Here is a 16430-nt window from a genome sequence, read left to right on the forward strand (position 1 = left end):
TTATTTCAACATCATAGCATATGCGCCGCCATAGCCGGCAGCTTTCCTCAAGCGAAAACCACACGGTTTTCGCCTGTTTTACTGGCTTTTACATGCGGGGTTGCCCCCTGCATCAACGCTGACAGCCTGTGTCAGGACGACACCAGCTCAGACCTTGATGCTGTACTGGCTAGTCAGCCTGTTTGCGCAGGAAGGCAGGAATATCGTATTCCTCCACACCCGACAGCTTCATGGCTTCCACCTGAGCACGGCGGCCGTTGCTGCTGAATACCGCTGGGCTTTCGTCTTCCACCACGCCACCGCCAACAAACATCGGCTGGTTGGTGGTACCGTCGCGCACCTGGGTCATCACACGCAGTTCAGGCTTCTGCTGACGACGGCCTACAATGCCATTCAAGCCTGTCGCCACCATGGTCACACGCAGACCATCGCCTATGCTCTCATCCACTACGTTACCAACGATGACGGTCGCATCTTCGGCAGTGAACGCCTTGATGGTGTTCATAACGTCATAGTATTCCTTCATCTTGAACGAGGTGCTGGCGGTGATGTTAACCAGAACGCCACGGGCGTTAGCCAGATTCACATCTTCCAGCAGCGGGCTGGCAACAGCCTGCTCGGCGGCAATGCGAGCGCGATCCGGACCGGTAGCCAGTGCGGAACCCATCATCGCCATACCCATTTCGGACATCACGGTGCGTACGTCAGCAAAGTCGACGTTGACCAGACCTGGGCAATTGATGATTTCGGCAATACCGGCCACGGCGTTATGCAACACGTCGTTGGCAGCCTGGAATGCTTCGAGGAAAGGTACATCTTCACCCAATACCTGCATCAGCTTTTCGTTCGGGATGATGATCAGAGAATCCACATGCTTGGAAAGTTCCTCCAGACCTTCTTGTGCAACCTTGGTGCGCTTGCCTTCAAAGGCAAATGGCTTGGTCACGACAGCGACGGTCAGGATGCCCATTTCCTTGGCCACTTCAGCGATGATAGGAGCAGCACCAGTACCTGTGCCACCGCCCATACCCGCGGCGATGAACAGCATGTCCGCGCCATCAATCACTTCCGCGATGCGGTCACGATCTTCCAGTGCGGCTTCGCGGCCGATTTCAGGACGGGCGCCAGCGCCCAGACCCTTGGTAATGTCCGTACCAATTTGCAGCACGGTCTTGGCATTGCTTTTCTTCAATGCCTGCATGTCGGTATTGGCGCAAATGAATTCCACGCCGCCTACCGCTTTTTCGATCATGTGGGCAACGGCATTGCCACCGCAACCACCTACACCGATAACCTTGATGACCGCTTCTTGCGAATCTCTATCCATAATTTCAAACATCTGTACATCCTCCTTGTTGTCTGCCTAACAAAATCTGCCTTAAATCACGTGCTACTGATGACACTGCTACTTGCTGCTACTAAAAATTGCCCTGAAACCAGCTCTTCATCCTGCTGAAAATCTGGCTCAAGGACGTGGATTCCATTTGTCCTTGCAACTGACGCTCAATCTGCTGCTTGCCCATCAACACCAGGCCCACACCCGTGGCGTAGCGCGGATTGCCGACCACTTCTGACAAACCGCCCACATAGCGCGGCATGCCCAGACGAACCGGCATGTGGAATATCTCCTCGCCGAGCTCGACCATGCCGCGCATCATGGCGGAACCGCCGGTGATGACGATGCCGGAAGCAATCATTTCTTCCATGCCACTGCGGCGCAGCTCACCCAGTACAAACTCATACAGCTCAACCACGCGCGGCTCGATGACTTCAGCAAGGGTCTGTACGGACAATTCACGTGGATCACGGTTATCCACACCCGGTACTTCCACTACTTCGCGTGGATCCGCCAGCTGGCGCAGGGCGCAGCCATGCTTGATCTTGATTTCCTCAGCGGATTGCGTAGGCGTGCGGAACGCCACGGCCACGTCATTGGTAATCTGGTCACCGGCAATCGGCACCACCGCGGTATGGCGTATCGCGCCTTGCTTGAACACGGCAATATCCGTCGTGCCGCCACCGATATCCACCAGGCATACGCCCAGCTCTTTTTCGTCTTCGGTCAGCACCGCCATACTGGAAGCCAGCGGTTGCAGAATGAGGTCGGTCACTTCCAGGCCGCAGCGCTTGATGCACTTGACGATGTTTTGTGCGGCTGCCACGGCGCCGGTGACGATATGCACCTTCACCTCCAGCTTCATGCCGCTCATGCCATGTGGTTCGCGCACATCTTCCTGGCCGTCGATAATGAATTCCTGCGTGAGGATATGCAGGATCTGCTGATCGGACGGCAAGGCAATCGCGCGCGCCGTTTCAATCACGCGATCGACATCCATCTGCGTCACTTCGGCATCCTTGATCTTCACCATGCCGTGCGAATTCAGGCTCTTGATGTGGCTGCCTGCGATGCCGGTGAACACGGTACTGATCTTGCAGTCCGCCATCAGCTCGGCTTCTTCCAGTGCGCGCTGTATGGCTTGTACGGTGGAGTCGATGTTGACCACCACACCTTTTTTCAAGCCGCGCGAGGCATGCTGTCCGAGACCAATGACTTTCAGTCCACCATCGGGCTGCAACTCCGCCACGATGGCGACGATCTTCGATGTGCCGACATCCAGTCCGACGATAAGATTCTTATCATCTCTAACCCTGCTCATTGATTTCTCCAGTATTTCAATTCATTCATTGTGGTGCTTATGCCGCCCGCGCTTTGGCTGTTATCGGCTCGTTCGTGGCCGGTTTTTCGGCCTTGCCTGTCTCAGGCTTGCGTACCGCAAACCCGTTCGGATATCTCAAATCGGCGTAGCGCACAGCCACCCCCAGCTTGGAAAGCGTGCCTTGATACACATCGGCAAACTTTTCCAGCCGCTCATCCATCTGCTCGCGCCCCAGTTCAATCACCATGCCCTTGTCGGTGCGTATCTGCCAGGCGCGGCGCGGTGTCAGCACCAGTTCGCTCACCCGCATACCGGCTACCGACAGCAGCTGACTGTATTTGCCGTAGTGCTCGGCCACTTCATGCACGCCATCACCAGGCCCATAAAACACTGGCAGGTCACTATCCGAAGCCGCATGAAACAGTTCGCCATAGGTATTCACCAGCGCAATATCGCCCCAGCGTGCCAATTCGCGATGCTCCTCTACCGTGACCTCCAGCTTGTCCGGCCAGCGGCGGCGTACACTCACCGACCTTGCCCATGGCAGCTTTTCAAACGAACTGCGCGCCTGCTCAAGGTCCATCGTGAAAAAATTCCCCTGCAAGTGGCGGCTGACAATCAGCTTGATCTGCTCACGCGTTACATGGTCCAGCGAGCCATCCACCCGTACCTGGCGGATAGGAAAAATCGGCAGGTGCACGACCACAAACAGCGCGCCATACAGCATCAGCACCGCTGCCAGCGCAAACAGGAAGTTAGCGATCCAGTTCAGGACCTGGGGTTTATCCCACACGCGCCAACTCCAGTATGCGGATCACCAATTCGTCAAAGCTGATGCCATTGGCTTTGGCGGCCATTGGCACCAGGCTGTGGTCTGTCATGCCCGGCGACGTATTCACTTCCAGGAAGTAATGGCGGCCGGCTTCATCCCTCAGGAAATCCACGCGGCCCCAGCCACGGCCACCAATGGCACGGAAAGCCTGCAGCGCTTCAGCGCGGATACGGGCTTCCTGCTCGGCGGGCAAACCGCATGGGCACAGGTACTGCGTGTCATCGCGCAGGTACTTGGCTTCAAAGTCATAAAATTCGTTGGCCGGCACGATACGGATGATGGGCAGAGCTTCATCGCCCAGAATGCCCACGGTATATTCGCCACCGCCGACAAAACGCTCGGCGAGCACCAGTGGATCGGACTTGGCGGCAAGTTCGTATGCCGCTTTCAGCGCGCCGGACTGCTTGACCTTGCTGATGCCGATGCTGGAGCCTTCATTGGCTGGCTTGACGAACATTGGCAGACCCAGGCGCTGCTCCACTGCGGCAAAGTCGCTGCTGGCATCCAGCAGTTCAAAGTCCGGCGTTGCAATCCCTGCGGAGCGCCACAAGAGTTTGGTACGCCATTTATCCATGCCCACGCTGGAGGCCAGCACACCGCTGCCGGTGTAGGGAATGCCCATCAGTTCCAGTGCGCCTTGCACTGTGCCATCTTCACCAAAGCGGCCATGCAGCGAGATAAACACGCGGTCAAACGCCAGCAGTTCATGCAAATCGCGCTCGGCAGGATCAAAGGCAGCAGCCTCCACGCCCTGACGCAACAGGGCAGCCAGCACCGCGCCGCCGCTCTTCAGGGAGACCTCGCGTTCGCCGGAGCGCCCGCCCATCAATACCGCCACTTTTCCAAAATTTTTCATCATCACATCCGCTGGTTCATGTGTTTGCAGGTAAGCCTTGGTGGCTACCCTGCGCATTTACACTTCCCGCTCTCCTGTTTCCGTCTCGCCTATCATTCTTACTTCTTGCTGCAACTCAATGCCAAACTTGGCTTTTACCGACTCGCGCATATGCGCAATCAACTGTTCAATTTCTGCCGCCCTTGCCCCACCGAGATTGACGATGAAGTTGGCATGCTTTTCCGATACCTGCGCCCCACCAATCTGGTAGCCCTTGAGCCCACACTCTTCAATCAACCGCGCCGCATAATCGCCTGGCGGATTGCGAAAAGTCGACCCTGCATTCGGCTGGTTAAGCGGCTGCGTCGCGAGCCGCCTTGCCAGCAATTGCTTGATCTTCTGCTCAGCCTCTTCCGCATCGCCCGCTGGCAGGCTGAACCACGCTGCGATAAACCATTCCTGCTCGCCCAGCCAATGCTCAGGCTGACCAGCCAGCGCCACATGCCGATAGCTGGCATGGAACTCGGCACGACTGCGCTCATGCAGTTCGCCCTGACGGTCCATGGTCAGCACCCGCTGCACGATGTCCCAGGTTTCTCCGCCATGGCAGCCTGCATTCATGGCCAGCGCACCGCCCACGGTGCCAGGAATGCCCGCCATGAACTCGCCCCCCTGCAAGCCTTGCCGCGCGCTGAAGCGGGCCAGCTTGGCGCAGGTCACACCCGCTTCGGCATAGAGCTCGCCATTCACCATCTCCAGCCCGGTCAGCACGTTATGCATCACGATCACCGTGCCGCGCACACCGCCATCGCGCACCAGCAGATTGGAGCCTAGACCGATGAAATGCACCGGCTCGTCCTTGCTCAGCGTGCGCATGAACTGCTGCAAATCCTGAAGCCCCGCCGGGATATACAGACGATCCGCCAGACCACCCACGCGCCAGCTGTTATAGCGCTCCAATGGCGCATTCAGCATCAGTTCACCTTGCATGGGGAGCTGCTGGGCCATCATGCCGTCGCGGCCTCCCTGGTCTTGGCAGCGACTTGTCCAATCGAGCCTGCGCCCATCACGACCACCACATCGCCATCCTGCGCCACACCCAGAATGGCCTCTGGCAACTCAGCAGTCGTCTCGACAAACAGGGGTTCCACCTTGCCTGCCACGCGAATGGCGCGTACCAACGCACGACCATCGGCAGCGACGATAGGCGCTTCACCCGCCGGATATACATCGCTCAGCAACACGGCATCGGCGCTCGACAGCACTTTTACAAAATCCTCAAAGCAATCCCGGGTGCGCGTGTAGCGGTGCGGCTGGAAGGCCAGCACCAGACGGCGACCAGGGAATGCACCACGGGCAGCGGCAATCACCGCCTGCATTTCCACCGGGTGATGGCCGTAGTCATCAATCAGCGTAAATTGGCCGCCATTGCGGGCTGGCACTTCGCCATAGCGCTCAAAGCGGCGCCCCACACCCTTAAATTCACGCAGCGCCTTGATGATGGCTGCGTCGGGTACATTCAATTCGCTCGCCACGGCAATCGCTGCCAGTGCATTCAGCACGTAGTGGTTGCCAGGCAGGTTGAGCGTGACATCAAACTCGGTAGTCACGCCGTTAATGCGCTGCACCGTGAAGTGCATGGTGCCGTTATCCGCACGCACGTTTTTGCCACGGATGCGCGCATCTTCCGAAAAGCCATAGGGCATGATCGGCTTGGTCACGCTGGGCAAAATGGCCCGGATGTTGGGATCATCAATACACAACACTGCCATGCCCCAGAACGGCAACTGCTGCAGGAACTCGACAAACGCGCCCTTGAGCTTTTCAAAGTCGTGCCCATAGGTATCCATGTGGTCGGCATCAATATTGGTGACCACCGAAATCACCGGCGACAGGTGCAGGAATGAAGCATCGGATTCATCGGCCTCGGCCACAATGAATTCACCGGTACCCAGCCGTGCGTTGGCACTGGCGGCTTCCAGGCGACCACCGATGACAAAGGTCGGGTCCATGCCCGCTTCGGCCAGAATGCTGGCGATCAGGCTGGTGGTGGTGGTCTTGCCGTGCGTCCCTGCCACGGCAATGCCCTGGCGGAAGCGCATCAGCTCGGCCAGCATCAGCGCCCGTGGAATCACCGGCGTGTTGCTGGCACGCGCGGCGATGATTTCCGGATTGCTTTCGTTCACCGCACTCGACACCACCACCACATCGGCATCGCTCAGGTGCGCGGCTTCATGGCCCTGATACACCTTGGCACCCAGGCTGTTCAGACGCTGGGTAGTGGCATTGCTCGCCAGGTCAGACCCGCTGACGCCAAAGCCCAGATTCAGCAGCACCTCGGCAATGCCGCTCATGCCCGAGCCGCCGATGCCGACAAAATGCACGTTTTTTACTTTATGTTTCATATCGCAGCTCCACCCCGGGATGTCAGGGCCATACTTTCCAGTTCATTGGCGATGGTCTCGGTCGCCTGTGGGCGGCCCAGACTGCGCGCTGCCAGCGCCATTTCCAGCAGCCGCGTGCGATTCAGTTCCTGCAACAAATTGGCCAGACGCTGTGGCGTCATTTCCTGCTGCGGCAGATGCACGGCTGCGCCTTGCGCCGCCATCCAGGCCGCGTTGTCACGCTGGTGCGAAGTGGTCGACACCACCAGCGGCACTAGGATGGAGGGCACACCCGCCACTGCCAGCTCGCTCACCGTAATGGCACCGGCGCGACACACCAGCACATCCGCTTCGCTATAGGCCTTGGCCATATCTTCAATAAAAGGCAGCACCTCAGCTTCCACGCCTGCCGCGGCATAGGACGCCCGCAACATATCCACCTGATCAGCACCAGACTGATGGGTCACCGTGGGACGCTGCTCCATGGGAATCAGCGCCAGCGCACGTGGCAAATTCACATTCAGCACTTGTGCGCCCAGACTGCCGCCCACTACCAGCAGATGCAGCGGGCCCTGACGTTTGGCATAGCGCTCTTCCGGTGCAGGCACTGCCACAATCGCGGCGCGTACGGGGTTACCGGTCACGCGCGCCTTGACGGCCATACCACCCAGGCCGCCTTCGCCACCCTCAAAACCAAACAGGATGCGGTTGGCCGACTTGGCTAGCGCACGATTCGACATCAGCAACGCTGCATCGGCATTCACCAGCGCCAGCGGTACCTTGCACAAACGGGCAGCCCAGCCACCCGGCACGGTCACATAGCCGCCCATGCCCAGCACTGCGGCGGGTTGCAATTGCTTGATCAGCTTGCAGGCCTGCCAGGTGGCGGCCAGCAGCTTGAATACACCTTTGGCGGTATGCACCAAGCCCTTGCCGCGCAAACCGGAAAAATCCAGCCGTGTCATGGCAATGCCACTGGGCGGCACCAGACGGTTTTCCATGCCGTGCGTCGTGCCCAGCCAGTGCACCTGCCAGCCGCGACGCTGCATCACATCAGCAATCGCCAGGCCTGGCATCACATGCCCGCCCGTACCCGCCGCCATGATCAGGAGCGTCTTGCTCATGCCGGCAAACCTTTCTGCAATCTGGCGTTTTGGCTACGGCCGCTGCGCTTAACTGGCATGCGCCAGTTAGCCTTCGCCGAAACGGACGCCTGAATCTCTTGCACCATCATTACGGAAAGCCGCGTCATCATGCTGGCAATCCTTTCTGCAGGCGTCTGTTTTCCCAGTCGATTCTTAGCAATACGGCCAGTGCAATGCAGTTGGCGAGAATGCCGCTACCGCCAAATGAGAGCAGCGGCAGGGTCAGGCCTTTGGTGGGCAAGAGCCCCATGTTCACGCCCATGTTGATGATGCCTTGCACTCCCATCCAAACGCCTATGCCTTGTGCCAGCAGGGCGGAGAAGTAACGCTCATTGCCGATGGCTTCTTTGGCGATGCCGAAGGCGCGCAGGATCAGCCAGGCGAATAGTGCAATCACGACCATGACGCCGACAAAGCCCAGCTCTTCGGCGATCACGGCCAGCAGGAAGTCGGTATGGGCTTCTGGCAGGTAGAGCAGTTTTTCCACGCTGGCCCCCAGGCCAACACCAAACCACTCTCCACGGCCAAACGCGATCAAGGCGTGCGACAGTTGATAGCCCTTGCCGAACGGATCAGCCCATGGGTCCATGAAACCGATCACGCGTTGCAAGCGGTATGGTGAGCTCCAGATCAGGCCGACGATGGCAATCGGCAACAGGGTCAGCAGACCAGCGAAAATACGGCCATTGATGCCACCCAGCCAGAGGATGGAAATGGAGATGGCGGCGATGACGGCAAATGCGCCGAAATCAGGCTCGCGCAGTAGCAGCCAGCCGACCAGCAGCATCACAAACACCATGGGCAGGAAGCCTTTGGTAAAGCTATCCATCACGGCGGATTTGCGGATGGTGTAATCCGCCACGTAAATGGCGGCAAACAGCTTCATGAACTCCGATGGCTGCAGATTGATGATGAACAGCGACAGCCAGCGCTGGCTGCCATTCACATTGCGGCCCACCCCGGGGATCAGCACCAATACCAGCAGCGCAATGCCGGTCAGGAACAGATACGGCGCCATTTTCTGCCACATGGCCGTGGGCACCTGGAAGGCCATCAAACCGGCGATCAGGCTGATAACAATAAAGACCGCCTGGCGAATCAGGAAATAGGTACTTTGATGGCCGGTGGCCTTGTCTGCTTCGGCCAGGGCGATGGAGGCGGAATACACCATCACCAGGCCTATGCCCAGCAAAATTAGCGTGACCCAGACCAGGCCCTGATCATAGGTAGCGCTATTGAAACGCTCGCGGCTGCCGAGGGTGATCATCATGACTGGACCTCCTCGTGACGCGTCACCAGATCAGCCACGGCGGCGATAAAGACTTCGGCACGGTGGGCGTAGTTGCGGAACATATCAAAGCTGGCACACGCGGGTGACAGCAGAACGGCGTCGCCAGGCGTCGCGGCAGCATAAGCCTGCTGCACGGCTTCTTCCAGACTTGCGGCATGCAGGCGTGGCACCGGGCTGCCTTGCAGGGCGGCCTCAATCAGCGCGGCATCGCGCCCTATCAGCACCACGGCGCGGGCATTCTGGTCGACTGGCTCACGCAGCGGGCTGAAATCCTGGCCCTTGCCATCGCCACCGGCAATCAGCACCACCTTGCGTGGCAAGCCAGCCAGCGCAGCGCAGGTCGCGCCTACATTGGTGCCCTTGGAGTCATCATAAAAAGCGATGTCATGCAGATCAGCCACCCACTCCACCCGGTGTGGCAAGCCTTTGAATTCGCGCAGCACATGCTGCAGTGGTGCCCAATCCACTCCGATGGCACGGCACAAGGCCAGCGCTGCCAGAGCGTTGGCGGCATTATGCAAGCCGGGGATGCGCAGCTCTTCCACATGCAGAATGGGATGTGCACCTTGTGCCAGCCAGAGTTGATCATGCAGCGCCAGCAGGCCATAGGCATGAGACTCGACAGGCAGATCCAGGCCAAACGTCACCACGGGCTGATCCGGCAAGGCCATGTTGCGGCACCAGGCATCTTCGCGGTTAAGCACCTGTACGCCAGCCCCCTTGAGGATGCGCGCCTTGGCGGCAGCGTATTCCGGCATGCCGGGGTAACGATCCATATGATCTTCGGTCACGTTCAGCACGGCGGCGGCATCGGGTGCCAGGCTGCTCGTGGTTTCGAGCTGAAAGCTGGAAAGCTCCAGCACGTAAACATCGGGCGCGCCGTCGGTTTCCACCTGACGCAGCGCATCGAGCACGGGCAGGCCGATATTGCCAGCCACCACAGTCTTGAGGCCAGCGGCCTTGCACATTTCACCCACCAGCGTGGTGACGGTGGTCTTGCCATTGGCACCGGTAATCGCGATCACCTTGCTGCTGCGCGGACGGAACTGGGCAAACAGCTCAACATCGCCCACCACCTGAATACCATTGGCCAGTGCCTGTTGCACTTCCGGCTCGGCCAGCGCCACACCAGGGCTGATCACCACCAGATCAACCGCATTGAACATGGTGGAACGGAATGGCCCGGTATATACCGTGAGCTGAGGGAACTCCGCCTTGAGCGTATCCAGATTGGGCGGTGCCGTGCGCGAGTCGGCAACAGACAGCACGGCACCCTGGCCACGCAGCCAGCGCAAGGCCGAAAGGCCGGTATCACCCAGCCCCAGCACCAGCACCTGTTTGCCTGCAAGATCGCGCATGATGGTCTTTGTTTTCCTTAACGCAGTTTCAATGTGGATAAGCCGACCAGTACCAACATCATGGTAATGATCCAGAAGCGCACGACGACTTGCGTCTCTTTCCAGCCCTTTTGTTCATAGTGATGGTGCAAGGGCGCCATCAGGAAAATGCGGCGGCCAGTGCCGTAGCGCTTTTTCGTGTATTTGAAATAAGTGACCTGAGCGGCTACAGACAGGGTTTCCATCACAAACACGCCACCCATGATGAACAGCACGATTTCCTGACGCACAATCACGGCCACCACGCCGAGTGCGGCACCAAGCGCCAGCGCACCGACGTCACCCATGAACACTTCGGCGGGGTAAGCGTTGAACCACAGAAAGCCCAGCCCTGCGCCTGCCATGGCAGTGCAAAACACGGCCAGCTCGCCCGCGCCTGGAATATAAGGAATGCCCAGATATTTGGAGAAATAGAGGTGACCCGCGGCGTAGGCAAAGATCGCCAATGCCCCTGCTACCAGCACAGTGGGCAGAATGGCCAGGCCATCCAGACCATCGGTCAGATTGACGGCATTGCTGCTGCCGACGATGACAAGATAGGTCAGCACAATAAAGCTCGCAGCCCCCAAAGGCACCGTGACGGTTTTGAAGAAAGGGAAAATCAGCGTGGTTTCCGCCGGGATGGTAGAGGTATGCCACAGGTAGATTGCCGCGCCAAAGCCCAGCAGACTCTGCCAGAAGTATTTTTCCTTGGCAGACAGGCCTTTGGGGTTGCGGTGCACCACTTTGCGCCAGTCATCCACCATGCCGACGATGCCAAAGCCCAGGGTGACGATCAGCACCACCCAGACAAAACGATTGGTCAGGTCCGCCCACAACAGGGTGGAAATACCAATCGCCACCAGAATCAGGGCGCCACCCATGGTCGGCGTACCGGCCTTGACCAGATGGGTCTGTGGACCGTCATCGCGCACAGATTGGCCCACTTTGTACTGGGTCAGCTTGCGAATGAGGCCGGGGCCAACAATGAAGGAAATAGCCAGGGCCGTCAGCGTCGCCATGACGGCACGCAGGGTGATGTAATTGAAGACGTTAAAACCGCGTACGTCTTGCGCAAGCCAGCGGGCAAGTTCCAGTAACATTAGTGCGCCTCCTCTTTCGTATTATTTTGTTCACTCACAATCAACTGCACGACGCGCTCCATGCGCATGAAGCGTGAGCCTTTCACCAGCACCACGGTATTGGCATCCATCTCGTGGCAGAGGCCAGCCACCAGCTGCTCGGGCGTTTTATAATGATGGGCAGGGTCACCAAAGGCCTTGCTCATTTCCAGGGACAAATCACCCAGCGTGTAGAGACCGTTAATGCCAGCCTCACGGGCGTATTGGCCGATTTCGGTATGCATGGCAGCGGCGGTTTCCCCCAGCTCGCCCATGTCGCCCAGCACCAGCAGGCGCTTGCCCGGGCGGGCGGCAAGCACATCAATCGCAGCTTTCATGGAGGCCGGGTTGGCGTTATAGGTGTCATCAATCACCAGCGCCTGACCGATACCAGCGCGATGCTGCAGACGGCCATCCACACCATCAAAGGCTTCCAGGCCCTTGGCTATCGACTCAGGCCTTGCGCCCATGGCAATGGCCACCGTGCTGGCAGCCAGGGCATTGCGCACATTGTGCAAACCCGCCACTTGCAGATTGAAGGCAATGCCGCCTATGGGCGATTTCATGTAGACATAACTGGTATCAGCACGCAGCTCATAATTGGCCGTAACATCGGCCATCTTGGCGAGGCCAAAGGTCAGAATGTCATGCTCGCCTGCGAGCTCGGTCCACAGCGGCGCGTAAAGATCATCGGCATTGATGACGGCCATGCCTTCCAGCGCCAGCCCTTCAAAGATTTCACCCTTGGCGCGGGCGATGCCCTCTACGGAGCCAAGCCCGCCCAGATGGGCACTGGTGGCATTGTTGACCAGCGCCACGGTAGGCCGCGCCATCTGGCTCAGGTAGCGGATTTCACCGAAATGGTTCATGCCCATCTCGGCCACGGTGTATTTGTGCGAAGGCCGCAAGCGCAGCAGGGTCAGCGGCAGGCCAATGTCGTTATTGAGATTGCCACGTGTCGCCAGCACGGCATTGATGTCACCGGCCTCGGCACGCAGAATGGAAGCGACCATTTCCTTGACCGTGGTTTTGCCGTTGCTGCCGGTAATCGCTGCCACCGGGATTGAGAAACGGTTGCGCCACACGGCGGCCAGTTGACCCAATGCCAGGCGCGTATTCTTGACCACCACACCAGCGGCCATGCCTGGCTGAGCCTCTGCCACCAACGCAGCCGCGGCACCGGACTGCAGTGCCTGCAGCACATAGGCGTGACCATCAAACCGTTCGCCACGCAGGGCAATAAAAAGCTGGCCTGGCACGATATTGCGGCTATCGGTGCCCACGCTGGTGAACAGCACATCTTCCCCCACCAGCTCGCCGCCTACTGCAGCCGCCAACTCGGACAAACGCATCATGCGACGGCTCCTAATAATGTTGTGACGACATCGACATCGCTATACGGATGCCGAACGCCTTTGATTTCCTGATACGTTTCATGTCCCTTGCCCGCCACCAGCACGATGTCCCCTGGTGCGGCCTGCTCAATGGCGTGGGCAATCGCAGCACGACGATCCACCATGATCTGGTGATTTCTACCCATGCTGGCGGTAATGTCGGCAATAATGGTGTCCGGGTTTTCGCTGCGGGGATTGTCGCTGGTGACCACCACGTGATCGGCCAAACGGCTGGCAATGGCGCCCATCATCGGCCGCTTGCCGGCATCGCGGTCACCACCGCAACCAAACACGCACCAGAGCTTGCCGCGGGTTTGCTCGCGCAGGGCCTGCAATGCATTTTCCAGGGCATCGGGGGTATGGGCGTAATCAATGACCACCACGGGCATAGCGTTGCCACCGTATTGCTCCATGCGCCCTGGCACGGGCTTCAGGGTGGCAATAGCTTGCGCGGCAGCCTCCAGCGGCACATCCATTGCCAGCAGGGTCGCCAGCACGGCGAGCAGGTTATAGGCATTAAATCGGCCCATGACTGCGGCGTGCAGCGTCACATCCCCCCAAGGCGTCGTCACCGACAGTTGCATGCCGGTTTCATGCAGATGCAGGCTGGTGCAATGCACATCGCCGCTTTGCACGCCGTAACTCAGCACCGGGCGCCCTTCAGAGCGCAACGCCTGCAAAAAGGTCAGCCCATAGGCATCTTCTGCGTTCAATACCGCCAGCTTGAGGCCAGGCCACTCCATCAGACGGCGCTTGGCGGCAGCGTAGCTGTCCATATCGCCGTGATAATCCAGATGGTCGCGCGTGAGGTTGGTAAACACGGCAACATCAAAATGCACGCCATTGACGCGCCCCTGGTCCAGCCCATGCGAGGAGACTTCCATGGCGGTGGCTACCGCGCCCTGTTTCAGGTACTCGGCCAGCAGACCGTGCAACACAATAGGATCAGGCGTGGTATTGATGGCGGTAGCAAGCTCCCCGGGGAAACCATTGCCCAAGGTGCCGATGACAGCGGTTTTGCGCTGCAGGCTATTCAGGCAATGGGTGAGCCACTGCGTGCAGGAGGTCTTGCCGTTAGTACCGGTCACACCCACCATCCACAACGCGCTGGAAGGGTGATCATAGAATTCATCGGCGATCTCGCCTGCCTGCTTGCGCAAGTCCTTCACCGGCAGGTTGACGGCCTGCAGATCGGTCGGCCAGCTAAAGCCTTCGGCCTCCCACAATACGGCGCCAGCGCCATTGGCAATCGCCTGCGGAATATAGGCCCGTCCATCGGCAGCGTCACCAGGGTAAGCCACAAAAAGACTGCCCGCCGTCACCTTGCGGCTATCGGAAGTCAGGCTGCTTGGGCGTATGCCGAGATCATGCAGGGAGGCAAGGATGGTCATTACACCACCTCCTTGATCTCAGGTGCATCTTCTGGCGGGATCACGATATTGTCGTTGGGCGCATCCTGTGGCACCGCGAGCATGCGCAGCGCGCCGGCCATGATGGCACTGAACACGGGCGCCGCCACGGTGCCGCCGTAATATTGGCCACTGCTCGGTTCATCCACCATCACTGCAATAATCAGGCGCGGGTTGGAAGCCGGAGCCAGCCCCACAAACGAGGACACATATTTATCGGCCAGATAACCGCCCGGCCCCAGCTTGTGGGCCGTACCGGTTTTGCCTGCCACGCGGTAACCCGCTATCTGAGCACGTGGCGCCGTGCCGCCTGGCTGCACGACCAGCTCCAGCATATCGCGCACGGCGAGCGCCGTTTTGGCGGAAAACACCTGCTGCCCCACCGGGGCTTCCTTCAGCTTCAGCAGCGAAACCGGCTTCAGCTCGCCATCATTGGCAAACACGGTATAGGCTCGCGCCAGCTGCAAGAGCGTGAGACTGATACCGTGACCAAACGACATGGTGGCTTGCTCGATAGGCCGCCAGTTCTTGTAATTGCGCAGGCGGCCGGAAGCTTCGCCAGGGAAGCCGATATGCGTCGGGCTGCCAAAGCCCATGTGGTTATAAATGCCCCACAGGTATTGCGGCTCCAGCGTCAGAGCCATCTTGGCCGAACCGACGTTGGAGGATTTCTGAATCACCTGCGCCACTGTCAGCATGCCTTGCGGGTGAGCGTCATGGATGGTAGCCGGGCCAATGCGCAGAATGCCAGGCGCGGTCTGGATATGGGTATCTGGCGTGAAATGTCCGGACTCCAGGGCAGCTGCAGCGGTGAATGGCTTGAGAGTGGAGCCTGGCTCAAAAGTATCGACAATGGCGCGATTGCGCGAACGCCCGGCCATATTGACCGGGTTATTTGGGTTGTAAGTGGGCAGATTGGCCATGGCCAGCACTTCGCCTGTGCGGGCATCCAGCACAATGGCGGCTCCGGCCTTGGCCTTGAACTGCTCGACGGCATGCGCGAGTTCGCGGTAGGCCAGATACTGGATCTTGCGGTCTATCGACAACACCAGATCATGGCCATCCTGCGGGACTTTGACGGCTTCCAGGTCTTCCACAATATGACCTTGACGGTCCTTGATCACGCGACGGCTGCCGGATTTGCCGGAGAGCCAATCCTGATAGCGCAGCTCAAAGCCTTCCTGGCCATTTTCATCGATACCGGTAAACCCGACCAGATGCGCCATAACTTCGCCAGCTGGGTAATAGCGACGGTATTCGCGCTGCATGAAAACACCGGGCACGCCAATCTGCATGACTTGCTTGGCAAGCTCGGGCGGAATGCGGCGCTTGATGTAGACAAACTCGCGCGGATTATTGGCGAGTTTTTTATTGAGTTCGGCGGGCTTCATTTTGAGTAGCGTCGCCATTTTGCTGATCTGCTGCGGCGTGGCCTGCACATCCGGCGGACTCGCCCAGATCGACTCCACCGGCGTACTGATGGCCAATGGCTCACCAAAACGATCGGTGATCATGCCGCGATGCGCTGGCAGCTTCATCGAGCGGCTATAGCGGGCATCGCCCTCTTTCTGCAGAAAGCTTTTGTGCATGCTTTGCAGGTAGATACTGCGGCCCAGCAATGCGGCAAAACCCGCCATCACCACGATCAACAATACGCGGCGACGCCAGGCGGGGAGCTTGATAACGGGAGGCTGAATCACGCGCGACCTCATGGCTGGGCACCTCGCGTCACCACCTGCACCCGCTTGGCATCCGGCACCTGCATATGCAGACGCTGGTTGGCGATCTGCTCAATCCGCGCATGCATGGCCCAGGTGCTTTGCTCCAGCTGCAGCTGGCCCCACTCCACGTCATATTGCTTGGCGGCATCTTCCTGTTGCTGCAACTCGATATAGAGCTTGCGCGACTTGTGCTGGGACGTGATGACGCCTAGCGCCGTCACGATCAGTACCATGAAGAGGATGAGGTTGAGCCGCGTCATGATGG

General features: G+C 59.1%; 14 protein-coding genes. All 14 read right to left on the minus strand.

The genetic code is table 11. From position 1 onward, the window contains the following. Positions 1-169: 169 nt before the first annotated feature. The 14 genes from ftsZ to ftsL all read right to left on the minus strand — a co-directional run bounded on the left by ftsZ (position 170) and on the right by ftsL (position 16425). On the minus strand, positions 170-1339 hold the full coding sequence (ftsZ, locus tag ACWWD9_RS11850; RefSeq protein WP_013441293.1) for a cell division protein FtsZ: 1170 nt from the start codon (positions 1337-1339) through the stop codon (positions 170-172). Positions 1340-1418: 79 nt separating this feature from the next. Then, positions 1419-2657: a cell division protein FtsA gene (gene ftsA, locus ACWWD9_RS11855; protein WP_013441291.1), complete on the minus strand. Its 1239-nt coding sequence runs from the start codon at positions 2655-2657 to the stop codon at positions 1419-1421. Between the two features lie 37 nt (positions 2658-2694). After that, the gene (locus ACWWD9_RS11860) at positions 2695-3450 is read right to left on the minus strand and encodes a cell division protein FtsQ/DivIB (protein ID WP_013441290.1); all 756 of its coding nucleotides are present in this window, start codon (positions 3448-3450) and stop codon (positions 2695-2697) included. After that, positions 3440-4402: a D-alanine--D-alanine ligase gene (locus ACWWD9_RS11865; protein ID WP_159356421.1), complete on the minus strand. Its 963-nt coding sequence runs from the start codon at positions 4400-4402 to the stop codon at positions 3440-3442. The genes ACWWD9_RS11860 and ACWWD9_RS11865 overlap by 11 nt, the downstream gene beginning before the upstream one ends. Continuing rightward, positions 4403-5335 carry a UDP-N-acetylmuramate dehydrogenase gene (murB, locus tag ACWWD9_RS11870; RefSeq protein ID WP_455867129.1) on the minus strand — a complete coding sequence of 311 codons (933 nt, stop codon included), beginning with the start codon at positions 5333-5335 and terminating at the stop codon, positions 4403-4405. Continuing rightward, positions 5332-6729, minus strand: coding sequence for a UDP-N-acetylmuramate--L-alanine ligase (gene murC / locus ACWWD9_RS11875; protein ID WP_455867130.1), 1398 nt, complete (start codon positions 6727-6729; stop codon positions 5332-5334). The genes murB and murC overlap by 4 nt, the downstream gene beginning before the upstream one ends. Beyond that, entirely contained in the window at positions 6726-7832 is a 1107-nt protein-coding gene (gene murG, locus ACWWD9_RS11880; protein WP_159356419.1) for an undecaprenyldiphospho-muramoylpentapeptide beta-N-acetylglucosaminyltransferase, read from the minus strand. The genes murC and murG overlap by 4 nt, the downstream gene beginning before the upstream one ends. Before the next feature lie 127 nt (positions 7833-7959). Next, the gene (gene ftsW / locus ACWWD9_RS11885; protein ID WP_013441285.1) at positions 7960-9123 is read right to left on the minus strand and encodes a putative lipid II flippase FtsW; all 1164 of its coding nucleotides are present in this window, start codon (positions 9121-9123) and stop codon (positions 7960-7962) included. After that, complete coding sequence (gene murD / locus ACWWD9_RS11890; protein ID WP_455867131.1) at positions 9120-10502, minus strand: UDP-N-acetylmuramoyl-L-alanine--D-glutamate ligase; 1383 nt, start codon at positions 10500-10502, stop codon at positions 9120-9122. The genes ftsW and murD overlap by 4 nt, the downstream gene beginning before the upstream one ends. 17 nt (positions 10503-10519) lie before the next feature. Then, positions 10520-11623: a phospho-N-acetylmuramoyl-pentapeptide-transferase gene (gene mraY, locus ACWWD9_RS11895; protein ID WP_013441283.1), complete on the minus strand. Its 1104-nt coding sequence runs from the start codon at positions 11621-11623 to the stop codon at positions 10520-10522. Continuing rightward, positions 11623-12996 carry a UDP-N-acetylmuramoyl-tripeptide--D-alanyl-D-alanine ligase gene (locus ACWWD9_RS11900; protein WP_455867132.1) on the minus strand — a complete coding sequence of 458 codons (1374 nt, stop codon included), beginning with the start codon at positions 12994-12996 and terminating at the stop codon, positions 11623-11625. The genes mraY and ACWWD9_RS11900 overlap by 1 nt, the downstream gene beginning before the upstream one ends. Continuing rightward, complete coding sequence (locus ACWWD9_RS11905; RefSeq protein ID WP_455867133.1) at positions 12993-14426, minus strand: UDP-N-acetylmuramoyl-L-alanyl-D-glutamate--2,6-diaminopimelate ligase; 1434 nt, start codon at positions 14424-14426, stop codon at positions 12993-12995. The genes ACWWD9_RS11900 and ACWWD9_RS11905 overlap by 4 nt, the downstream gene beginning before the upstream one ends. Continuing rightward, on the minus strand, positions 14426-16156 hold the full coding sequence (locus ACWWD9_RS11910) for a peptidoglycan D,D-transpeptidase FtsI family protein (RefSeq protein ID WP_455867134.1): 1731 nt from the start codon (positions 16154-16156) through the stop codon (positions 14426-14428). Before ACWWD9_RS11910 ends, ACWWD9_RS11905 begins: the two co-directional genes overlap by 1 nt. Further along, positions 16153-16425, minus strand: coding sequence for a cell division protein FtsL (gene ftsL, locus ACWWD9_RS11915; protein WP_013441280.1), 273 nt, complete (start codon positions 16423-16425; stop codon positions 16153-16155). The genes ACWWD9_RS11910 and ftsL overlap by 4 nt, the downstream gene beginning before the upstream one ends. Positions 16426-16430: the final 5 nt, after the last annotated feature.

The organism is Methylovorus sp. SPW-M1 (assembly GCF_053848825.1).